Below are 23,962 nucleotides of genomic sequence, written 5' to 3'. Positions count from 1 at the left end.
ACTTAAATGAATTTAGTATATATGAAGACAAAGATATATTTAGGAATACTTTCACTTGTACTGGGTCTTTCGCTGGCTTCGTGCAGTGAAGATGACGACTATACTATCCACACCACCCCGATTCTGAACGAATCGTCGGTGGTGACGGGGTCGTCCGATGTGACCGCCACTACCGCTACACTCCATGCCACGCTCTCCGGGTTGGATGGCATGGATGCCGGAAGCTATAAGACCGGCTTCTTCTATGGTTTTGCGCAAGACAACCTGCCCGAGGACGTGCAGGCTGCTTATGACGGCAGCGCCTTCAGTGCTCAGTTGAACGGGTTGAACAATAACTCTACGCTCTATTATCAGGCTTATGTATGCTTGCAGGGTAAGGTGTATTACAAAGGTGAGGTGAAAAGCTTGCTCACCACCGATGCCAAGGTGGCTACTGCCGATGCCGCATCTGTCGACTTCGCCTCGGCTGTATTGGGTGGGACATTGACCGATGCTACGGCCGATGCTACTTGTGGTGTTGTTATCTCTACTTCATCCGATGTAGAAGCGGTTCGTGCAGGCCTTATAGTGAAGAGTGAGGAACTTAAGGACAGCTATTCATTCGTCCATGAAGGGTTGGTGCCCGAAACGCAATACTATTATGCGGCTTACCTCAATCTGGGTAGCGGCATTGTGTATGGTGAGGTGAAGAGCTTCACTACTCCTGCCTATGACTTCGATCTCGACAATGACCTTGTCGACCTGGGACTCTCCGTGAAGTGGGCTCGCTTCAATGTGGGTGCCAAGAGCGAGACTGGACTGGGTGGCCTTTTCGGATTCGGTGACCTGACCGGATGCAACAATAGCATCGACCCTGCCGACTATGCTTCGGCCGATACTTATAAAACGGCTTCCGACTTGGCTTTCCGTGCATTTCAAGGGCGTGCCACACTGCCTACTGCCGATGATTTCGAGGAACTCTTCACGTTGTGCCAGAAAGAGTGGACTGAGCAGAATGGAGTGACAGGTTTCAAGTTCACCGGTCCTAATGGTAATTCCATCTTCCTGCCTGCAGCCGGTACGCGTGTGGCAAACGATGTGACGGCGCTGGGTACTGAAGGATATTACCTCACCGGTACTGTCAACTCTTCCAATACAGAATTTGCGGTAGGTTACCAGTTTGCAGCTTCTGTCAATCACCGTATCACTGCCGCAGTTTATCAAGGTATGGCTGTACGCGCTGTTTCCACAGCCAAGAACGTACCGTTCAACAAGGCTCTGCTCTATCAGAAGTGGTATCTTGACAATGGCCAGGACGGTAAGCAGCACGTGTTTGAAGGACCTTTCACGCAGTGGGGTGTTACGGACAACTGGAGCACAGTTTCCAACGGACAACCCAACATTGAACAGCAGATTCATTGGGAGATGGGTACGGATAATGGCTGGATAGGTTATACTTACGGAAAGGACTATGGTTATATGGAGCTCAAGGAGGACGGTACGGTGAATATTCATCGTATTGCCGAAGACGGTACCGTGACCGATGAAACCGGTAAGTTTACGATTGACGAGGCGAATAAAGTGATTGACATCGACATAGATGTGCTTTGTGCCAATACTTGGATTGGCACGAAGAGTGGTAAGCTGAACATTCTGTCGTTGACTGCCGACGGCTTGCAGATTGCCCTGCCCGATGGCGACTATGGCTATTCGTTGAACTATTACAGCCAGGCCAAGGCCGATGCCGATGCGCAGGTTCCTGTATTGCTCAATATCGCCGATTCATCATGGGCAGGAAGTTGGGATGCACTGCTTGTAGCCATTTCACCCGAAGACTTGGCTGGACAGCACACGTTTGTTTTCGAGGGAACTTGTACCGATGCTATGGTGTTTACGCTTGACTTTGCCGGTATGGCGAAGCGCTATCCCAATTCGTTTGTACGCATTGACGACATCAAGCTGGACGGTACTTCCATCCGGTTTGATGCCAACCGCTTCTATTATGGCGACATTGAAGGAAACGGCAAGTACCGTGTTCAGTTGTTCAATGCTTATGGGGCGGGTTCTGTAGGCAATGCTGTTCCTCTCAGTCCGTTCAGCAATGTAGAAAATCAAGGTACCGAGCCTGCCATCCATTTCAAGGAGAAGCTTGAGATTGTCTGCACCGTCATTACCGACGGTACCGGTGCAGGTATTTATACGCCCAATCTGGTTACTGTCAATCCGGATTGGGGAAGTGCATGGGGATATAACGCAGGAGCTACGTTCGAGGTGAAATACGAGAACTTCCAGTACAGCCTTGTGGCTTCTCAGTTCGACATTAAGTACGAATCTGCCGACTATGCGGCAGGTTCCATCATGACCTTCGTTGAAGTGGCTGACATTTACAAGTATTTCCCCGGTTTACATGCCACACTTGACAACCTCTATCTGGATGGCAAGGAAGTGACATTTGATGCATCCAAAGTGCTCGATGCCAATGAATCCCCGAAGTATCGTCTGGAACTTTGGAATTGCTATGGGGCAACAAAGGATAAAGGGTGCGCTTTCGGTACTCCTGATGGTGATGTTATCAAGGAACTTGGTTTCAGCAGTTCTATGGAAGTGAAGTTCACGTTCCACACTCTTTTCGCTGTTCCTGAATGGTAAGAGGGATAGACGGAAATATACTGGTTAGATAGGAAATCCGGGATGCAGGCCATCCCGGATTTTTTGTTTTGCCCTCACCGGTGTGCATCGTTCTGATATAGATTGAAGAACCATAGAGAGAATAAAATAAAGGAGGTGGTCCGTAAGGCGGCGCTTTGATAGCTCTTTGCCTTGTACTTTGTTCGGACGGGATGGGTACTTATTGCGATAAACATAGTGATTTTATGGTATCTCCACTAAAGTGGTCCGCCTTGTTCATAGTAGTGAACAAATCAGCCCACTTAGGTGAACAAACTTGTTCACCTAAGTGGGCCGTTCATGAATCTTTGTACTGAACCGGACAGACAAAAGGGCGGAAGCGGAGAAAAGCAGGGGCTTTCTCTAAGATTGGCTGCTATTTTCCTTCGTAATCAAAGTATTCAAAGTCTGCATATGCTTTTGAGGTTTGAGAACCGGAGACGGCATACAATCCCAGCATGATTCCCGTAAAGCCACCGGCAGTTTCTGTACTGATATAGCGCGTATTCATTCGGCCCAGTTCTTTGAAGTCCTTTCCGTTTGTGGCATACTCGAACGAATAGATTTCGTTGCTGCCTTTTACACGGAGTTGTACTTTCCCCTGGGGCAGAATAACTTCCTTTTCCGTATGGGTCAATTCATTCAATTGGTAGCGCAATACTACAGCTTGTTTCCCGTCTGCCAATTGCTTGACTAATAAATCGTAATGGGACGATTCGAACATGTAGACCGTCAGGCCGGCTTCGTCGCCACTGGCGGCTTTTTTCAGTTGCATGGAAGTGGTGGCTGTGAAGTCGATATGTTCTTGCCGGCGGCCGGCAAAAGTAGGACTGCCTTTCCCGTTGTTCAGGTTTACGGGGGTTGCTTTCAGACGGAGGTTACCGGAAGCAAAGGTATAGTTTTCCGGATGATAGTTTCTGATATGAACCCATTCGGGACCTAATTTGCCGTTTTTGAAATCGGTGCGTGCAGGCTTGGGGGCAAGAGGATATTGCGGTAGGGTTGGCACATCCATTTGCAGGGCTATTGTGCCATCTCCGTTTACTACCGGCCAGGCATTCTTGTCCCAGCGCACGGGAGCAAGGAACGTTTCGCGTCCCAGCAGGTGATGGTTGCCGCTTTGCGGACGGAAAGCGAGACACACCATCCACCACGAACCGTCAGGGGCTTGTATCAGGTCGGCATGGCCGGTTCCTTGTATCGGGCTGTTTTGTGCATTCTTGTTGATGTGGGTCAGGATGGGATTGGCGGGGTTCTCTTCGTACGGGCCGTCTATATCGCGGCTACGGGCTATTGTCACTTTGTGGCCGTATTCCGTGCCGCCTTCGGAAATCAGCAGATAATACCATCCGTCTTTCTTGTAAATATGCGGCCCTTCAGGGTGCCGTCCGCCCGTGCCGTTCCAGATGCGTTTGGACTCGTTGAGTTGTTCGCCGGTTTTGGGGTTGATTTCGCACAGATAGATACCTACGCCCGGATTGCTGACGAGGTAACACTTGCCGTCTTCAAAATAGAGGGACGGGTCTATACCGCCTTGCTTGAGCCATACGGGTTCTGACCATTCGCCACGCGGGTCGGTAGTGTGTACAAGGAAGTTGCCTTTGTCGGACACGTTGGTGGTAATCATGTAGAATGTACCGCTGTTGTAGCGGATGGTAGGTGCATAGATTCCTCCCCATGGGCCGGCGTCGTGAAGCGGCAGTTGTGAGGGGCGCGTCAGGCAGTGTCCGATTTGTTCCCAGTTGATGAGGTCTTTGCTGTGGAACAACGGTACGCCCGGGAAATATTGGAAACTACTGTTGACCAGATAAAAGTCATCTCCTGCGCGGCAGATACTCGGGTCGGGATGGAAACCGGGAATAACGGGATTTTGATAACCTTGCCGGTTTTGTGAAAAGCAGGACAGGCTGAGCGCCAGTCCTAAAAGTAACATCATCTTTCTCATAAATGCATTGTATTTTAAATAGTTTATCAGATATATGAATCAGGGTAGTTGAAGGAAGTGTTTATACACAAAAATAAAGTATTCTTTCGGTTCAAGCAAGCCGGATGTGTCTGATGTCATTCAATGATAACTTTTGAGCCCTATTCGGAAACAAATGATACCGTTGCAGATAACATGGCATCGGTGTGTTTTCCGCCTTTTCCGCTACTTTTGCTCTCACTGATTTAACCATTATTTTTAATACGTAAAGACATGATGAAGAATATCATTGAAAAATTCCAAATTTGCCTGGTGCTGTCGGCACTGCTTTTCTCTTCTTTCGTTGCCGCATGTTCCGGCAATGATGATACTGTGACTCCGGAAATAACGATTCCCGCGAACATTCTGACGGATGGAATGACTTTCTCCAAGACCGGAGGAACAAGTACGCTGAACATCAAGTCGAACGTTGCATTGGAAGTTACCAGCAGTGCACCGGAGTGGTGTAAGGTTACTGCCGAAAGTTCTGCTTCGAGTAGTATTTTGAAGTATACCGTTATGGCAGAAGCCAATACGGACACGAGTGACCGTGAAGCCAAGGTAACGGTGAAAGCCGGAGGCAGCGAAGTAGGGAGCTTCACAGTGAAACAAACGGCTGCGGACGGATTAATCATATCCAACTCTACCTCTTTCGACCTGCCAGCTGCGGGAGGAGATGTTTCTGTGGTGGTGGAAACCAATGGTGACGTACAAGCCGTTTCCGATGTTTCTTGGATAAAGGCGGTCAATACCCGTGCCATGGAAGACAAGATTTTCAAGTTTACCGTCTCTCCCAATCCTTTGGGAGCGCGCGAAGGCCATATCTCTTTTACTTTGGGTAGCCTGACGGAGACTGTGGCCGTAAAGCAGGGTGCGGGCGAAACCGGCAATATGGAAAGCGATGCCAGGACACTTGCCGCCAAGATGTATGCAGGTATCAATATCGGCAACACGCTGGAAGCTTGTGATAACAAGAACAAGATAGCGAGCGAAACGTTATGGGGAAATCCTAAAGTGAGCGAGGCATATATCAAAGGGCTGAAGGCATTGGGATTTAATGCGGTGCGCATCCCTTGCGCGTGGGATTACTACATTGTGAATCCATCGACCTATGAGATAGATGCTGCATGGCTCGACCGGGTGAGCGAAGTGGTGGGCTACTGTGTAGCCAATGATATGTATGCCATTGTCAATATCCATTGGGATGGCGGTTGGCTTGAAGAGAGTATCACCCATGGTTACAGCAGCGAAGTAGATGCCAAGCAGAAAGCTATCTGGACACAGATTGCCAATAAACTGAATGCTTATGACGAACACCTGCTCTTTGCCGGATGTAACGAACCCGGACAGCAAGACCAGGGGAACGTTGGCACATCGGCCATAGATGTCATCTTGAAATACGAACAGACCTTCATTGATGCCGTGCGTGCCACCGGAGGAAATAATGCGAGCCGTTGTCTGATTGTGCAAGGTCCTTATACCAATATTGACAAGACGGTGAATGACTACACGATGCCCAAGGATGAGGTACCCGACCGTCTGATGGTGGAAGTTCACTTCTATGATCCCTATCAGTTCACCATGATGAACCATGACGAAACCTGGAGCAATGTATTCCTTTATTGGGGTAAGGATAATCATGTATCCGGTTCCATTCATAATGCCACCGGTTACGAAGAAGATTATGTGAAGCAGCAATTCCAGAAGATGAAAACGGCCTATGCAGATAAGGGAATTCCTGTGATTGTAGGCGAGTATAGTGCCATGAAGCGGGCAAAAGAAGACAAGATAGAGGGGACTTCTGAACTTGCCTATCCTGATATTGACCAGGAGATGCATAACAAGAGCCGCTCCTATTGGAATGAGGTAGTCACCCGAGAGGCGAAAAACCACGGTTGTGTCCCCTTTTATTGGGAAACCGGCGGTGACATGAACCGTGGTACGGGTACGGCGAAGGAGGCTTATGCCATTGAGGGCATCATGAAGGGAGCCGCAGCCGGTCAATACCCTTACTGATTGAGTGGTGGATAGAATAAAAGACAGTTTTTAAAAGTATCATACAAATAGGTTTTATAGGTTACAAGGATTGTTGATATAGTTTTTTTGATTGGTTACGGAGAAGTATGTCCGCGAGGGATATGCTTCTCCTTCTTTAAAAATCCTTGTCTTTCCTTGCTTTTCTGTTCGTTTTTCACTTCATTTGCAACAAAAATAACTTCCCTTAGCTCTGATAGTATGAAAAGACTGCAACTACTGCTCTTGTGGGTTTGGATGGTATGTTTCTCTGCTGCTTCACATGACTACATGTTTAAACATTTGGAAGTGAAAGACGGACTTTCCAATAATCAGGTTAATGCTATTTATAAAGATTCAAACGGATTCATGTGGTTTGGTACAGCTTCGGGGCTGAACCGCTATGATGGTTACAATATAAAGATTTATCGCAGCCAGAAAGATGACGAGAAATCTCTTCCCGATAGTTATGTCGAGGATATACAAGAAGATGCGTCCGGTAATTTGTGGATACGTACGGGAAGTGGGTATGCCATTTACAACTCGGCTTCCGATGTTTTTGACCGTAATGTGGAAGCTTGGATGTGGAACGTCGGTCTGACCGGAAATCCTTCGCTTATCTATATTGATAAGGAAAAGACTTTCTGGATCTATATTAATGGTAAAGGTGTTTACAGCTATAGAGAAGGACAGAAAAATGCCGTGGCAGTAAAGGAGGCGGATGAACTGCTTGCGAAAGCCGAAGTGTCCGACATGAAAGAATGCGGCGAAGGAATCCTGTTGGTTTTGAGTAACGGTATCTTGGTTTGTATAGATGAGGAAAAGCAAAATATCAAGTGGACCAATCCGGACATTGCCGAAGATTGCAGGGAAGTAAAGAATGCTACCTTTGATTTGTTTGTCGACCATAGTGGGCGGGCGTGGATATTCAGTGTGGAGGGGATGTGGATTTATAGCCTTTCTCGGAAGGTTTGGGAACAGCGTTCTCCCCGAACGGACACCTACAATACCGTACGTGCAGTGGCACAGGATAAATACGGATGTATATGGGTAGGCAGGGATCAGGATGGCGTTGAATTGATAGAACCGGCGGGACGGAAAATCCGTCTGGCGAACGATCCTAATAACGGGCGTACTCTGTCCAACAATACAATAACGGCTCTTTATGAAGATGAGGCCGGTACGATGTGGGTGGGAACCTACAAGAAGGGTGTCTCTTTCTATAATGAAAGTGTCTTCAAATTCGGCATTGCCGATGTAGGCGACATCAATTGTGTGGAGGACGGAGGCGGTGATATCGTATGGGTGGGGACCAACGACCGCGGGTTGATTCGCTGGAATAGCGTGACGGATGAACGTATGTTTTTTTCGCATACGGCAGATCCCCGCTCTATCTCGAGTGATGTCATAGTCTGCCTTCTTCGGGACAGTAGCGGCAGAGTGTGGGCTGGTACTTTCTGGGGCGGACTGAATTGCTATGATGGAAACCGCTTTATCCATTACCGGTCCCGTAAGGGAGACAGTAACTCGCTGGTCTATGACAATGTATGGGCATTGGCAGAAGATGCGGACAAAAATATCTGGATCGGTACGTTGGGGGGAGGATTGCAATGCCTGAATCCTCAGACGGGGATATTTACCACCTATTCTACAGGTAATTCAAACCTTGTGTCGGACTATATCTCATCCCTCTGCATCAGCTGTGACAATAATCTGATTATCGGTACTTCGGCAGGGATGGCTTTCATGGACCTGAGGACCGGCGAGATTACAAATTTTGCAGGTACAAAATCGGGTAAGACCAGACTTTCCAACCAAAATATCAATCAAGTTTACGAAGATAGTCGCGGTTTGTTATGGATAGCCACGCGTGAAGGCTTGAATGTATATGACAGCAAACGGGATGAATTGTACGAAGTGCCTATCAAACCCGGTTTCTCCAAACTATTGATATTAGGTATTACGGAAGATGAAAACAAAAGTATATGGATCAGCACCGGAGGAGAACTGATAAACGTGGTGTTGTCCGTTGACAGCAAGACGGAGCAGCCCGTGTTCCGTTGCTATACCTATAATGACAAGGACGGGTTGCAGAGTTGTGACTTCAACCAGCGTTCCCTCAAACGACTGCATACGGGCGAGATTGTAGTGGGAGGACTGTATGGGCTGAATCGCTTCCAGCCGGGCAACATAAAGTATAACCGTACGTTGCCCAAGGTTATGTTTACCGGTTTCCAGTTGTTCAATGAAGACGTGAAGGTGGGCAAGGAGTATGCAGGACGTGTCATCTTGAAGGAAGCTTTGAATGAAACAGAAGAAGTTGTCTTGGCTTATAAGCAGAATGTGTTCACGGTGCTGTTCGCGTCGGACAATTTCGTGCTGCCCGAAAAGACACAGTATTTCTATAAATTGGAAGGGTTTAATGAGAACTGGCTGACGAGTATGTCCGATATGCATCGCGTTACCTATACCAATCTGGCTCCGGGGACTTACATTTTAAAAGTGAAGGCTACAAACAGTGACGGATATGCGGGTACTGAAGAGGCTTCGCTCAAGATTGTCATTCTTCCGCCTTTCTGGATGACTCCGTGGGCATATATCGTTTATGCTCTTCTGATAGTAGGAGTTGTTTCCTTTTCACTTTATGCCGTACAACGGAGGGAACGTAATAAGTTCAGAATCCGCCAGATAGAGGAAGATGCGAAGAAGAGGGAGGAGTTGAGCCAGATGAAATTCCGCTTTTTTACGAATGTCAGCCATGAGTTGCGTACGCCGCTTACGCTGATTATATCGCCGATGGAAAGTATGATGAAGGAGATTACGGACGAAAAACTGCATGGCAAGCTACAACTGATGTACCGCAATGCGCAGCGTTTGTTGAATCTGGTCAACCAGTTGCTCGATTTCCGTAAGAATGAGATGACAGGATTGCATCTCACTTTGTCCGAGGGGGATATTGTGGCGTATGTGCGTAGCATCTGTGCTTCTTTCCTGATGCTTTCTGAAAAGAAACATGTGCATCTGACATTCTTTTCGGCCATGGAATCGCTGAATATGTCATTCGACGAGGATAAAATTGGTAAAGTTGTGATGAATCTTCTGTCCAATGCTTTCAAATTTACTCCGGACGGGGGACGTGTGGATGTGGCATTGGAAATGTCGAAAGAGATGTCCGGAAGATTGCTGATAAAGGTATCGGATACCGGTGTCGGTATCAGGGATGAAGACAAGGAGCGGATTTTTGAACGTTTCTATCAGGTGGAGCAGGAAGAACCGGAGCACCAGTCAACGGGTAGCGGTATTGGCTTGAGCCTGGTACGCGACTTTGTGACGCTGCATGAGGGTACGGTGCGCGTTGTCGACAATGTGGGTTCCGGTAGTGTGTTTCTGGTTGAGCTCCCGGTTAAACATGTACGTGTAAGTCCTCCCAAGCCTGCACCGCTTACAGAAGAGGTGGAAGAGCATGAGGAACTTTTGCCGGGTATGGAAGAGGAAGCGCTTTCGGTTGATTTGCTGGACGATATGGAGGATAATGAAGATGAAAAAGAAAAGCCGTTGGCCCTGATTGTGGATGATAATGAAGATTTGGTTGCCTTCATGAAAGATAGTCTGAGCTTGTATTTCCGTATACAGTCAGCTTCCAATGGTCGGGAAGCTTGGCAGAAAATATCGGAACTGATGCCGGATATTATTGTCAGCGACGTAATGATGCCCGAGATGGATGGGAATGAATTGTGCCGCTGGGTGAAGACCGATAAACGCACGAGTGACATTCCGATGATATTGCTCACTGCACGGCAGGCTGTGGAAGATAAAGTGGAGGGGTTGACCATCGGTGCGGATGATTATGTGACGAAACCTTTCAATGTGGAAATCCTTATTCTGCGTATGCGCAAGTTGATTGACCTGAGCAAGAAGCGCAAGGCAAAGTCGCTCATTGACCCCGAACCAAGTGAAATAGCCATTACTTCGTTGGATGAAAAGCTGGTGGAAAATGCCATCAAATATGTGGAGGCGAACATCGGTCGGTGTGACTTGTCCGTAGAAGAGTTGAGTCGGGGGTTGGGTATGAGCCGGGTACATCTTTACAAGAAACTCTTGCAGATAACCGGTAAGACACCTATTGAATTTATCCGTGTCATCCGTCTGAAAAGAGCGGCGCAGATGCTGCGCGAGAGTCAGCAAAATGTATCGGAGATAGCGTATCAGTTGGGCTTTAACAACCCCAAGTATTTCAGCAAATATTTCAAGGATGAATTCGGTGTTTTGCCCTCTGTTTATCAGGAAAGAGAGGGTAGATAACAAAAGATACCCCTTACGGAAACATATTGTCTTTTAGGGTAATCAAAAGCGCCCTTTTGTTTCAACATCGGGAGGACTCGTTTTTGAAGTAAACTTTCTATTTTTGCATTGGAGAAAATTCACTTTAAAAACAGTAATATGAAATTGAAAAACACTTCAGTTTATTTGCTTGCCGGATGGATGCTCGCCGCATGTTCCGGAGGCGGATTCCAAAAGACCGAGAACGGTGTTGTTGTGGAAGTCAAGCAGCAGCAACCGACGGATGTGCGTAAAGTAAGATTAGAAGTAATGGGCGAGAAGCTCATTCATGTATCGGCTACTCCTGAGAAGGAATTTTCAAAGGAGCAGAGTCTCATTGTGATCCCTCAACAGAATAAGACCGACTTTAAGGTCGAAGAGCAGGGCGATGAAGTGACTGTCAAGACATCGGAATTATGTGCCATTGTGTCCAAGACAACGGGTGAGGTACGCTTCACGGATGCCGACGGCAAGCAGATTCTGGCTGAAGACTCTGACGGGCGGACCTTTACTCCGGTGGAAGTGGAAGGTACGAAAGGATATACAGTACGTCAGGTATTCCAGTCGGCAGGCAATGATGAGGCTTTCTATGGCTTGGGCCAGCACCAGGCGGATGAGTTCAACTATAAAGGTAAGAATGAGGAACTGTTCCAGTACAATACAAAGGTGTCTGTACCCTTCATCGTGTCTAATAAAAACTACGGTGTGCTTTGGGACAGCTATTCGCTCTGCCGTTTCGGTGACCCGCGTGACTACTCACAACTGGGTGATGTCTTCAAACTTTATGATAAAGAGGGCAAGGAAGGTGCTTTGACCGGTACATATATTCCGGGCAAGAAAGACGTGGAAACCCTTGTACGTCGTGAGGATTCTCTTTATTTTGAACATCTGGACCGTGCCGCACATCTGAGTAAGGTGGTTAATTTGCCTGCGGAGTTCCCGTTCGGAGGGTCCGACGTAGTTTATGAGGGAGAAATAGAACCGGCAGAAAGCGGCTTGTTCCGCTTCATCCTTTACTATGCAGGCTACATGAAAGTATATATTGATAATGAATTGGTGGTTCCCGAACGTTGGCGTACGGCTTGGAATCCTAACAGTTATAAGTTTGCTGTTAATCTGGAAGCGGGCAAGCGCGTTCCGTTGAAGATAGAGTGGAAGCCTGATGCCGGTGTTTCTTACTGCGGTCTGCGGGTATTGAGTCCGGTGGCTGATGAAGAACAGAACAAACTCTCTTGGTGGGGTGAAATGCAGAATGAAATAGACTACTACTTCGTTTATGGTGATGATATGGACGATGTGATTAGCGGCTACCGTACATTGACAGGTAAATCCCAGATTATGCCGAAATGGGCGATGGGTTACTGGCAGAGCCGTGAGAAGTACAATACGCGTGAGGAGGTTCTCTCCACCTTGAAGGAATTCCGTGAACGTCAGATTCCTATCGACAATATCGTAATCGACTGGCTGCACTGGAAGCAGAATGCATGGGGAAGCCATGAGTTCGACCCTGAACGTTTCCCCGACCCGAAAGGAATGGTCGACTCCATCCACGCCATGAACGGACGTCTGATGATTTCCGTATGGCCCAAGTTCTATGCTACGACCGAACACTTCAAGGAATTTGACGAAAAAGGTTGGATGTATCAGCAGGCTATCAAAGACAGCATCAAAGACTGGGTCGGTCCTGGCTATCTGGGCTCTTTCTATGACGCATACGATGCCGATGCACGCAAGCTCTTCTGGAAGCAGATGCAAGACCACTACTATCCTCTGGGTGTTGACGCTTGGTGGATGGATGCCAGCGAACCGAACATACGCGACTGTACGGATTTGCAATACCGCAAGGACCTTTGCGGTCCGACAGCACTCGGCCCCTCTGCCAAGTTCTTCAATGCATACGCACTGATGAATGCAGAAGCTATCTATGACGGACAGCGCGGCGTGGAACCGGACAAGCGCGTCTTCTTGTTGACACGTTCCGGCTTTGCAGGATTGCAGCGCTATTCTACCGCCACCTGGAGTGGTGACATCGCTACCCGTTGGGAAGATATGAAAGCGCAAATCTCTGCCGGCTTGAACTTTGCTGTCAGCGGTATCCCTTATTGGACTATGGACATCGGTGGATTCTGTGTAGAGAACCGTTATGTGGCTGGTCAGATGGAATTCAACAAGACCGGACGTGAAAATGCCGATTATAAGGAATGGAGAGAGTTGAATGCCCGTTGGTATCAGTTCGGCGCTTTCTGCCCGTTGTTCCGTGCACACGGCCAGTATCCGTACCGTGAGGTTTGGAACATTGCTCCGGCAGGACATCCGTGCTACAACTCCATCGTTTACTATACGAAGTTGCGTTACAACATGATGCCGTATATCTATTCTTTGGCTGGTATGACTTATTTCAATGATTATACCATCATGCGTCCGCTCGTAATGGACTTCACAGCTGATGCAAACGTCAACAATATAGGTGACCAGTTCATGTTCGGTTCTGCCCTGATGGTGGCTCCGGTTTACGAATACGGTGCACGCAACCGCGAGGTTTATTTCCCGGCAAGCTGCGGTTGGTATGACTTCTACTCCGGCAAGTATGTGGACGGTGGCCAGAAGCTGACAGTGGATGCTCCTTATGAACGTATCCCGCTCTACGTTTGCGAAGGTGCCATTGTACCTTATGGTCCGGATATGCAATACAGTGATGAAAAACCGGCTTCGGAAATCACTCTCTATGTTTATACGGGTAAGGACGGCGCGTTTACGCTCTATGAGGATGAAGGTGTGAACTATAACTACGAGAAGGGACAATATGCCACTATACCGTTTGCCTATAACGATGCTGAGGGTACACTGGTTATCGGCGACCGTACGGGTGACTTCCCCGGTATGCTGAAGGAACGTACTTTCAATGTGGTGAAGGTAAGCAAAGACCAGCCGCAACCGTTCGATTTGAAGGCGAAAGGCACAACGGTGAAGTATGACGGAAAAGCACAAACCGTAAAATTATAATCAGAATGATAGACGACGGTGCCAGGGAGAGAAGTCTTCCCGGTACCGATCTCGTCGTTCCTCGGTGCCGGGCACTTCCCCACTTCTGAATAGCTGTGAGAGAGGAGTAGGCACTCGATAATCTTTTAGATATTTATTACCATGAATAAAATCATATTGTCTTTGGCCATCGGGCTGTCCCTATTGGCCGGTTGCAATGCTCCTAAAGAGGTAGCTGGCGATGACCGTAGCTTGGATTTTACGGCCGACTGGGCCTTTCGCTTGGGAGATGATACGGCGGCAGCCCGTCTGGATTATAATGACGCAGACTGGCGGAAACTGAACTTGCCCCACGATTGGGCTGTTGAAGGAGAGTTCAGTCGGGACAATCCGTCAGGAACAGGGGGAGGTGCTCTGCCTGGTGGTATAGGTTGGTATCGTAAGACTTTTATTGCCGATAAGGTCGATGAGGGCAAGCGCTATCGCATAGATTTCGATGGTGTCTATATGAACTCCACCGTTTATATTAATGGGCATGAACTGGGAACACGCCCCTATGGATACATCTCGTTTAGTTATGATTTGACTCCTTATATCAAATGGGGGGAGAAGAATGTGATTGCTGTAAGAGTGGACAATGCCGAACAACCCAATTCACGTTGGTATTCCGGTTGCGGTATCTACCGTAATGTGTGGTTGACGAAACTGAATCCGGTGCATGTGGCACAGTGGGGTACCTACGTGACGGCAGAAGAAGTGTCGAAGAACAGTGCCCGGTTGAAGATACGTACCAGTTTACAGTACGATGTAGAGATGCAGACGGAAGATTCCGTGCAGCAGGCCGACGGTACATATGTTGTGTTCGATTCGGAAATTATTCCTCTGATTGATGTCGTCCTGCAATCCCGGTTAGTGGATGCCGACGGTCATGTGGTGGGTGAGGCTGTGTCGGAAGCTCAGCTGATGCCTGTCGCTCCGGCAGAAATGGAGCAGGAAATAGAATTGAAGAATCCTAATCTCTGGAGTATTGATGCACCTTATATGTATAAGGTAGAAAGCATCCTCAAGAATAAAGAGACCGGCGAGGTACTCGACCGTTATTATACTCCTACCGGCATCCGTACTTTCCGCTTCGATGCACAAAAAGGATTTATCCTGAATGGTGAACAAGTGAAGATAAACGGTGTCTGCATGCATCATGACCTGGGTTGCCTGGGAGCTGCGGTGAATACGCGCGCCATCGAGCGCCAGTTGGAGATTCTGAAAGAAATGGGTTGCAACGGAATCCGTTGTTCCCATAACCCTCCTGCACCGGAGCTGCTCGACCTTTGCGACCGTATGGGCTTCATCGTGATGGACGAGACTTTCGACATGTGGCGCAAGAAAAAGACCCGCCACGACTATTCACGCTATTTCAACGAATGGCATGAACGCGATTTGACTGACCTTATCGTGCGTGACCGCAATCATCCTTCCATCTTCATGTGGAGCATCGGCAACGAAGTGCTGGAGCAGTGGACGGATGCCAAAGCCGACACCTTGAGTCTGGCAGAGGCCAACCTGGTCTTGAACTTCGGCCATAGTGCGGATATGCTGGCAAAGGACGGAGAAATGTCCGTCAACTCACTGCTGACAAAGAAACTGGCGGATATGGTGAGAAAGCTCGATGCCACGCGCCCCGTGACGGCAGGCTGCAACGAGCCGAACCCGAACAATCATTTGTTCCGTTCCGGTGCGCTTGATATTATCGGCTTCAATTACCATGACGACTGGTTTGCAGGTGTTCCCGAGAACTTCCCCGGCAAGCCGTTCATCGTGACGGAAAGTGTTTCCGGCCTGATGACACGCGGTTACTACCGGATGCCGAGTGATTCGATGTTCATCTGGCCCGAACGTTGGGACAAGCCTTTCTATGATGCCTCGTTCTCTTGCTCCTCCTACGACAACTGTCATGTTCCTTGGGGCAACCGTCACGAAGGTACTATGCGTCATGTGAAGAACAACGACTTTATCAGTGGACAATACGTCTGGACGGGCTTCGATTATATCGGTGAGCCTACTCCTTACGGTTGGCCGGCACGCAGCTCTTACTTTGGCATTATCGACTTGGCCGGCTTCCCGAAGGATGTCTACTACATGTATCAGTCCGAGTGGCGTCCGGACAAGGCGGTGTTGCATCTTTTCCCACATTGGAATTGGACGGAGGGACAAGACATAGATTTGTGGGCATATTATAACAATGCCGACGAAGTGGAGCTTTTCGTGAATGGAAAGTCGCAGGGTGTGCGCAACAAGGGAAAAGACGATTTCCACGTCATGTGGCGCGTGAAGTATGAGCCGGGTACGGTAAAGGCTGTTTCCCGCAAGGAAGGAAAGACTGTGGCCGAGCAGGAAATCCGGACAGCGGGCGAACCTGCGCAGATTCGTCTCAGCCCCGACCGCAGTACCATTCAGGCAGATGGCAAAGACTTGAGTTTCATTACGGTTGAGATTCTGGACAAAGATGGAAATTTGTGTCCGAATGCCGAAAACGATGTGACCTTTGCCGTAGAAGGTGCCGGCTTCATTGCTGGAGTGGATAACGGAAGCCCCATCTCTATGGAGAAGTTCAAGGACAACCACCGCAAGGCTTTCTACGGAAAGTGCCTGGTGGTACTGCAGAACAACGGTGAACCGGGTGGTGTCAAGGTGACGGCTACGGCTGATGGACTGGAGAAGGCGACGACGGCGATTAAAGTTAAATGATAATTTGATGTGCTAATTGGCACATTAGCATATTAACCAATTAAGACATGAAGAATAAATTTTTAGCAACCTTATTTCTTGCATGCTCCATCAGTACCGTGTCTGCACAGACACCGGTCTATATGGACGATGCACAACCTATTGAAGCACGTGTAAAGGATGCTCTCAGCCGGATGACACTGGAAGAGAAGGTAGCCCTTTGCCATGCGCAGAGTAAATTCAGCAGTGCAGGTGTTCCGCGGCTCGGCATTCCCGAGCTTTGGATGAGCGACGGCCCTCACGGTGTCCGTGCCGAAATCAACTGGAATGACTGGGGATATGCCAACTGGACCAATGACAGCATTACCGCTTTCCCGGCTTTGACTTGTCTGGCCGCTACCTGGAATCCGGACATGTCTGCAAAGTATGGCAAGGCCATCGGTGAGGAAGCGCGCTATCGTGAAAAGGATGTGTTGCTGGGCCCCGGCGTCAACATCTACCGTACTCCGATGAACGGTCGTAATTTTGAATATATGGGCGAGGACCCTTATCTGGCCAGTGTGATGTGCGTACCTTACATCCAGGAGTTGCAGAAGAACGGAGTGGCAGCTTGTGTCAAACACTATGCGCTGAACAACCAGGAACTGTGGCGCGGACATATTGATGTGAATCTTAGCGACCGTGTTCTGTATGAAATCTATCTGCCGGCATTCAAGGCTGCAGTAGAAGAGGGAGGTGCCTGGAGCATTATGGGCGCTTACAATAAGATTCGCGGCCAGCACGCCTGCCATAACGATTTCACACTGAACAAGATTCTGAAAGATGACTGGAAGTTCGACGGCTGTGTCATTACCGACTGGGGCGGTGCCCACGACACCTATGAAGCTGCCGTCAACGGTCTGGATATTGAAATGGGTTCTTACACCAACGGTCTGACGTCCGAGAGTGTATTTACCTATAACGATTATTACCTTGCCAACCCTTACCTCCAGATGTTGAAAGATGGTAAAGTGCCGATGTCTACAATAGACGACAAGGCTTCCCGCATTCTCCGCTTGATATTCCGTACGGCGATGAACCGTCAGAAACCCTATGGTTCGGTAGCTACGGAAGAGCATTATGCCGCTGCCCGCGAGATAGGCAATGAGGGCATTGTGCTGTTGAAGAATGCTCCGGTGGTAAAGAAAGGTGCCCCGTTGCTGCCGATTGATGCAGCCAAGTATCAGAATATCCTGGTGGTGGGCGATAATGCCGTACGCTTGCTGAATCAGGGAGGAGGCTCTTCCGAACTGAAAGTGAAGGATATGGTATCTCCGCTGGATGGCTTGCGTGCCGTTTATGGTGATAAGGTAGCCTATGCGAAAGGCTATGCCGCCGGTCGTCCGATGTACGGCCGTGCAGATGAAATTCCGCAGAATGTGGTAGACTCACTCCGTGCAGAAGCCGTGGAGATGGCGAAAAAGGCAGACTTGGTAGTATTGGTAGGTGGATTGAACAAGAACCACTTCCAGGATTGTGAAGGCGGCGACCGTCTGGAATACGGCTTGCCTTTCGGGCAGGATGAACTGATTGAAGCTTTGCTGGGTGTAAACAAGAATCTCGTTCTGGTGCTTCTCAGCGGTAATGCGGTGGAAATGCCGTGGGTATCCCGGGTTCCTGCCATTGTGCAAGGCTGGTATTTAGGCTCCATGGGTGGCAAGTCTCTGGCTGACATCCTGAGTGGTGCGGTGAATCCAAGCGGAAAGTTGCCCTTCTCTTTCCCTGCCAAGTTGACGGATTGCGGTGCACATGCTTTCGATGAACTCAGTTATCCGGGCGACAGTATTAAGCAGGAGTATAAGGAAGATATTCTGGTGGGCTATCGTTGGCACGACACCAAGAAGGTTCCGGCACTCTTCCCCTTCGGTCATGGCTTGAGCTATACTACCTTTACATATGGCAAACCGGTGGCTTCTGCCAAGGCCATGGCTGCCGACGGTACGCTGACGGTGACAGTTGCCGTGAAGAATACGGGTAGCATTGCCGGAAAAGAGATTGTACAGCTTTATGTAGGCGATGATAAATGCAGTGTGCTTCGTCCTGTAAAGGAACTGAAACATTTTGCAAAAGTCGCTTTGGCACCGGGCGAGGAGAAGAGCGTGACTTTCACCCTTACTCCGGATGATTTGAAGTTCTACGATGAGGCTTCCGCAGCTTGGAAGTACGAACCGGGTAAGTTCAAGGCATACGTTTGCGCTTCGTCTGCCGACGTCCGTGGTGTAGTTTCGTTCGAAATGCAATAATCTTATAATCAGTGCGTAACCACTGCAAAATCAGTGCAACTGTTTTGCAGTGGTACTGCATACCTTTTGCAGCGCTACTGCAATTGCTTTGCAGCGTCACTGCAAAAGGTATGCAGTAATGCTGCAAAGTGTATGCAGTAAGTTTGCAGCCTGAAATCAGAATCAAAAAACAATATGAAGACACTTGCCACTCTATTTCTGCTTGCAGCCTCGTTGCTGCTTCGTGCAGCCGATGCGCCTGCCGACAGTTGTAATCATCAGTTGTACTATACGTCGCCTGCCGCTATCTGGGAGGAGACTCTTCCTTTGGGCAACGGACGCTTGGGCATGATGCCCGACGGAGGCATTCTCCGTGAGCACATTGTGCTGAATGAAATATCATTATGGAGCGGAATGGAGGCGGATTATAGCAATCCGGATGCTTCGAAGAGTCTGCCTGCCATCCGGCAACTGTTGTTTGAGGGAAAGAACCGAGAGGCACAGGAGCTGATGTACAGCAGTTTTGTTCCGAAGAAGCAGGAGACTGACGGGAGATATGGAACCTATCAGGTATTGGGCGATTTGGATATAGATTTTACCTACAATTCTTCATTATCCATTCTCAACTCTCCATTAAACAACTATCGCCGTTGGCTCAACTTACGCGATGCGGTGGCATACACGGCTTTCAGGCTGGAAGATGTCGATTACCGTCGTGAGTATTTTGTTTCCCGTGACCGTGATGTCATGCTGATTCATCTGGTTGCCGGACGTGAAGGTGCTCTGAATTTCTCTGCCCGTTTGAGCCGTGCGGAACATAGCTCGGTGACTGTCCAAGGGAACACCCTTTTGATGGACGGCATGTTGGAAAGCGGTAAAACCGGTTTGGACGGTATGAAATACCGTGTGGCCATGCAACTCGTGCAGAACGGTGGTGAATCGTCTGTCAGCCCGGAAAACGGTATCCGCTTGAAGAATGGGCAGGAAGCCTGGTTGATACTTTCTGCCGCTACCTCCTATGCCGCTGCCGGTACCGACTTCCCAGGCGAACGCTATGCGGAAGTCTGCGACAGCTTGCTCCGTCCTTTCACCGCCCCCGCTAATTCTCCATGTGCCATTCTCCATTCTTCATTATCCAGCCATGTCACCGCTCACCGTTCCCTCTACGACCGTGTTTCCTTGACGCTTCCTGCCACGCCGGATGATACGCTCCCGACGAACGAGCGCATCCTCCGCTTTACACAGCAGGAGTCGCCGGCATTGGCTGCTTTGTACTATAACTACGGACGCTATCTGCTTATCAGCAGTACCCGCCCCGGCAGCTTGCCGCCCAATCTGCAAGGACTCTGGGCAAATGGAGTATCGACTCCCTGGAATGGAGACTATCATACGAACATCAATATCCAGATGAACCACTGGCCCTTGGAGCAAGCCGGCCTCTCCGAACTCTATCAGCCGCTGACGACGCTGATGGAGCGCCTTATCCCTTCGGGAGAGGCAAGTGCGCGTACCTTCTATGGCGATGAGGCGGATGGCTGGGTGCTCCACATGATGACCAACGTATGGAATTATACCGCTCCCGGTGAACACCCCTCCTGGGGAGCCACCAATACCGGTGGCGCCTGGCTGTGTGCCCATCTGTGGGAACACTATCTGTATACGCAGGACAAGGATTATCTGCGCCGCATCTATCCCGTCCTGAAAGGTGCCGCCCGGTTCTTTAGTTCCACTACGGTGCAGGAGCCTTCGCATGGCTGGCTGGTAACTGCCCCCACTTCTTCTCCGGAAAACAGTTTCTATGTGCCGGGTGACAGCGTGACTCCCGTCAGCATTTGTATGGGTCCCACTATGGATGTGCAACTGCTCACTGAGCTTTATACTAATGTCATCGCCGCCGCTCGCCTGCTGGATTGTGATGCGGATTATGTGGCGAAGCTTGAGGTGGACCTGAAGAGATTCCCACCCATGCAAATCAGTAAGGAAGGATACTTGCAGGAATGGCTGGAAGATTATAAGGAAGTGGATGTGCACCACCGCCACGTTTCCCATCTCTACGGCCTGCATCCGGGAAACCTGATTTCGCCGGAGTCCACCCCCGAGCTTGCCGAAGCCTGCCGGATGACCTTGAACCGCCGTGGAGATGAGGGTACCGGTTGGAGCCGTGCTTGGAAGATAAACTTCTGGGCTCGTTTGGGCGACGGAAACCGTGCTTGGAAACTCTTCAAGAGTTTGCTGCATCCTGCTGTCGATGCTGCGACGGGAGGTCATGGTAGCGGCACTTTCCCTAATTTGTTCTGTTCGCATCCGCCTTTCCAGATTGATGGCAACTACGGTGGCGCGGCGGGAGTCGGCGAAATGCTGTTGCAAAGTCATGAGGGCTTTATCCATCTGCTTCCTGCCCTGCCGGATAGCTGGACTGCCGGCAACTTCCGTGGAATGCGCGTACGCGGCGGCGCTTCCATAGACCTGGACTGGAAGGATGGACGGGCAACGAGGGCTGTTGTTACCGCTCTTGTTCCGGGTAAATTTACAGTAAAGATGCCCGCAAGTGCTGTCCGTGCCGAAGTGACGGTAGGAGGACATACATATACTTACAAGAAACCGGCATTCTCGTTGGACTTGAACAAGGGAGAAGAAGCGACGGTGTGTTTCTTCTGATGATTCGGACAGAAGAACAGAAGATGTTTTAGACAGAAGAACAAAAGAACAGAAGAACAAAAGTCATAAAGTAAAATATGTCCTTTTGTTCTTCTGTCTAAAAATAGTTCCCCGACAAAATTATCAAGTAATTTGCCTTTCGCGCCCGAATGCTGTACATTTGCAGCGCATGTAGAACAAATATCTTAGATAATTATGAAAAATAGAGTACGTTTTTTCTTCTTGTTTCTCGGCTTGCTGGGAGCGTTGGCAGTTCATGCACAAATCAATGAGTTGCCACGTTCCACACCCGAGGCAGAAGGAGTCCCTTCCAAGGCTGTCACTGCCTTGTTTGATTCACTGATGGCATTGCCGAAAACAGACATCCACAGCGTGGTGGTGCTGCGTCACGGCAAGGTCATCGGAGAAATCTATCCGGCTCCGTTCGCGCCGGAATATCGCCATACCATGTATTCCTGCTCCAAAACCTTTGTCGGGGCTGCCGTAGGGCTTGCCATTGCAGACAACCGCTTGCGTTTGACAGACCGCGTCGCCGCTTTCTTCCCGGAATTTCTTCCTGATTCGGTTTCCGCTAATCTGGCAGACATGACTGTCCGTGACCTGCTTACCATGACGTCGGGTATCACTCCCGACTGGAATATGCGCAACCTCACTTCCGACTGGATACGTACCTTCCTTGCCAAACCGGTGAAAACTCCGGGCAAGAAGTTTGAATATGATTCGATTAGTACCTATATGCTTTCTGCCATTGTGCAGAAGGTGACGGGCATGACCTTGCTGGATTATCTGAAGCAGAAGCTTTTCATCCCGATGCATATCACGGACGTTGCGTGGGAGATAAGCCCCGAAGGCATCAATACCGGTGGCTGGGGACTGCATATCCAGAGCGAGTCATTGGCAAAATTCGGATTGCTGCTGCTGAACCGGGGTGTTTGGGAAGGCAGGCAGTTGCTTCCGGCTTCCTGGGTGGAGCAGATGATGACCAGACAGATAGGAGATTATGGCTATCAGATGTGGCTTTGCGAATATCCGGGTGCTGTACGTGCTGACGGGGCTTTGGGACAATACATTCTGATTGTTCCGGATAAGGATATGGTAGTGGTTATTACCGAATGTACATTGATAGACGGTCGTCGGCAGCGTCGTCTGGTCTGGAACCGCTTGTTGCCGGAGGTCGGTGACCAGGTATTAGCGCCCGGTAAGGACTACAAGCGCCTGCAGAAGAAACAGCGTTCTTATCAACTGCCGTTAGTGCAAGGAAAGGCTGCTTCCTCCCTTTCACAGAAATACGCAGGCAAGCGCATCCTGCTCGGAGAGAACAAATACGGATGGCAATCCATCGAGCTGCAATTCAAGCAGCAAGAAGTAGTGATGACTGTGGTGGAGAAAGACGGAAAGACATACAGTCTTCCGTTTGGCTATAAGCAATGGTCGAAAGCGGCAATTGATGGCTATCCTCCGTATTCGGTTGCTGCAAAGGGGCGTTTTAAGGGTATAGAAGGCCCTTTCCAGGTGGCAGGCAGTTATGCGTGGGCGTCACCTGATGCTTTGCAACTGAAAGTACATTATGTCAACTGGATAAGCGCTCTTGGGCTTACGCTCTGCTTTGAGGATAACAAGGTACTCCTGACTGTTACGGAGAATTATTCTTCGGGTGAAGGGGTGACTTTCGAAGGTACATTAGCGCATTAAAATAATGAATCGTATTTTGCTTACTCTAAAACGGCCTTTTATCTGGCTGTACCGTTTCCGGCACCGTTGCGGCTACGGTGTACATTCTCCTTTTGCCTTTAATCTGATTACGCATGTAATTTACGAAAGTACGGCTTATTATAAATATGAAGAGCTGGCCAAGGCACAGAAGCAACTGGAGCTGGAGAAAGATAAACGTTGGAAGTACGAATCGAAGAAAGTGAAACGTCTTCTGTTCCGTCTGGTAAATTATGCCCAGCCGGAGACCATTGTGGATGCCGGTACGCTTGCCGCTTCTGCCCTCTATCTGAAAGCGGGGAAGGAGGGGGCGGATTATACCTCGGCTTCCGACCTTTCCGAGCTCTTTCTGGAGAGTGGTGTTCCCGTTGATTTCCTTTATTTGCACGATTATCGTCATCCCGGTTTTGTAGAGGAGGTCTTCCGCATCTGTTCCACCCGTACCAGGGGAAAGTCTGTTTTTGTGATTGAGGGTATCCGTTACACTCCGCAGATGTCTGCCCTCTGGAAACGTATGAAGCAGGACGGGCGGGCGGGTATTACGTTCGACCTTTATGACCTTGGTATCATATTCTTCGATAAAACAAAGATAAAACAAGACTATATTGTCAACTTTTGATTATCTTTAGGCGTTTCAATAGTGATTAGCGGTTAGTGATTAGTGCTTAGCTCCACTTACTGGCTG

At 49.2% G+C, this 23,962-nt stretch carries 10 protein-coding genes; 9 read left to right on the top strand and 1 reads right to left on the bottom strand.

Features of this window, described 5'->3' with window-relative positions; all coding sequences use genetic code 11:
• The first annotated feature begins 6 nt into the window (after positions 1-6).
• On the top strand, positions 7-2,628 hold the full coding sequence (locus DWY55_RS09500; protein WP_117703777.1) for a hypothetical protein: 2,622 nt from the start codon (positions 7-9) through the stop codon (positions 2,626-2,628).
• A 394-nt stretch (positions 2,629-3,022) separates the two neighbouring features.
• On the opposite strand, the gene DWY55_RS09495 is transcribed toward DWY55_RS09500, so the two are convergent.
• Positions 3,023-4,591: a glycoside hydrolase family 43 protein gene (locus tag DWY55_RS09495; RefSeq protein ID WP_057253881.1), complete on the bottom strand. Its 1,569-nt coding sequence runs from the start codon at positions 4,589-4,591 to the stop codon at positions 3,023-3,025.
• Between the two features lie 252 nt (positions 4,592-4,843).
• Between DWY55_RS09495 and DWY55_RS09490 the strand changes: the two genes are divergently transcribed.
• The 8 genes from DWY55_RS09490 to DWY55_RS09455 all read left to right on the top strand — a co-directional run bounded on the left by DWY55_RS09490 (position 4,844) and on the right by DWY55_RS09455 (position 23,896).
• The gene (locus DWY55_RS09490; protein WP_005833637.1) at positions 4,844-6,625 is read left to right on the top strand and encodes a cellulase family glycosylhydrolase; all 1,782 of its coding nucleotides are present in this window, start codon (positions 4,844-4,846) and stop codon (positions 6,623-6,625) included.
• Between the two features lie 219 nt (positions 6,626-6,844).
• Positions 6,845-10,924, top strand: coding sequence for a hybrid sensor histidine kinase/response regulator transcription factor (locus tag DWY55_RS09485; protein WP_181986305.1), 4,080 nt, complete (start codon positions 6,845-6,847; stop codon positions 10,922-10,924).
• Positions 10,925-11,062: 138 nt separating this feature from the next.
• Complete coding sequence (locus DWY55_RS09480; protein ID WP_117878237.1) at positions 11,063-13,945, top strand: TIM-barrel domain-containing protein; 2,883 nt, start codon at positions 11,063-11,065, stop codon at positions 13,943-13,945.
• Positions 13,946-14,086: 141 nt separating this feature from the next.
• Positions 14,087-16,669 carry a glycoside hydrolase family 2 TIM barrel-domain containing protein gene (locus tag DWY55_RS09475; protein WP_117878235.1) on the top strand — a complete coding sequence of 861 codons (2,583 nt, stop codon included), beginning with the start codon at positions 14,087-14,089 and terminating at the stop codon, positions 16,667-16,669.
• A 47-nt stretch (positions 16,670-16,716) separates the two neighbouring features.
• Complete coding sequence (locus DWY55_RS09470) at positions 16,717-18,930, top strand: glycoside hydrolase family 3 C-terminal domain-containing protein (protein ID WP_117878233.1); 2,214 nt, start codon at positions 16,717-16,719, stop codon at positions 18,928-18,930.
• 174 nt (positions 18,931-19,104) lie between these two features.
• Positions 19,105-21,567 (top strand): glycosyl hydrolase family 95 catalytic domain-containing protein, encoded by a 2,463-nt coding sequence (locus tag DWY55_RS09465; RefSeq protein WP_117878231.1) that lies wholly within the window; start codon positions 19,105-19,107, stop codon positions 21,565-21,567.
• A 195-nt stretch (positions 21,568-21,762) separates the two neighbouring features.
• Entirely contained in the window at positions 21,763-23,259 is a 1,497-nt protein-coding gene (gene bas-suc / locus DWY55_RS09460; RefSeq protein ID WP_057258765.1) for a 3-succinylated cholic acid synthase, read from the top strand.
• Between the two features lie 4 nt (positions 23,260-23,263).
• On the top strand, positions 23,264-23,896 hold the full coding sequence (locus DWY55_RS09455; RefSeq protein WP_117878229.1) for a hypothetical protein: 633 nt from the start codon (positions 23,264-23,266) through the stop codon (positions 23,894-23,896).
• The last annotated feature ends 66 nt before the right edge of the window (positions 23,897-23,962 follow it).

The organism is Bacteroides sp. AF25-38AC, assembly GCF_003602995.1.
GTDB classification, from domain to species: domain Bacteria; phylum Bacteroidota; class Bacteroidia; order Bacteroidales; family Bacteroidaceae; genus Bacteroides; species Bacteroides uniformis.
Note: the sequence above shows the minus strand (reverse complement) of the source record. Positions and strands in the feature narration are given on the sequence as shown.

Excerpts from the sequence above, each read along its gene's own strand:
- DWY55_RS09470 (WP_117878233.1), top strand. The coding sequence starts at position 16,717 with ATGAAGAATAAATTTTTAGCAACCTTATTTCTTGCATGCTCCATCAGT.
- DWY55_RS09485 (WP_181986305.1), top strand. The coding sequence starts at position 6,845 with ATGAAAAGACTGCAACTACTGCTCTTGTGGGTTTGGATGGTATGTTTC.
- DWY55_RS09495 (WP_057253881.1), bottom strand. The coding sequence starts at position 4,591 with ATGAGAAAGATGATGTTACTTTTAGGACTGGCGCTCAGCCTGTCCTGC.
- DWY55_RS09465 (WP_117878231.1), top strand. The coding sequence starts at position 19,105 with ATGAAGACACTTGCCACTCTATTTCTGCTTGCAGCCTCGTTGCTGCTT.
- bas-suc (WP_057258765.1), top strand. The coding sequence starts at position 21,763 with ATGAAAAATAGAGTACGTTTTTTCTTCTTGTTTCTCGGCTTGCTGGGA.
- DWY55_RS09500 (WP_117703777.1), top strand. The coding sequence starts at position 7 with ATGAATTTAGTATATATGAAGACAAAGATATATTTAGGAATACTTTCA.
- DWY55_RS09455 (WP_117878229.1), top strand. The coding sequence starts at position 23,264 with ATGAATCGTATTTTGCTTACTCTAAAACGGCCTTTTATCTGGCTGTAC.
- DWY55_RS09475 (WP_117878235.1), top strand. The coding sequence starts at position 14,087 with ATGAATAAAATCATATTGTCTTTGGCCATCGGGCTGTCCCTATTGGCC.
- DWY55_RS09490 (WP_005833637.1), top strand. The coding sequence starts at position 4,844 with ATGATGAAGAATATCATTGAAAAATTCCAAATTTGCCTGGTGCTGTCG.
- DWY55_RS09480 (WP_117878237.1), top strand. The coding sequence starts at position 11,063 with ATGAAATTGAAAAACACTTCAGTTTATTTGCTTGCCGGATGGATGCTC.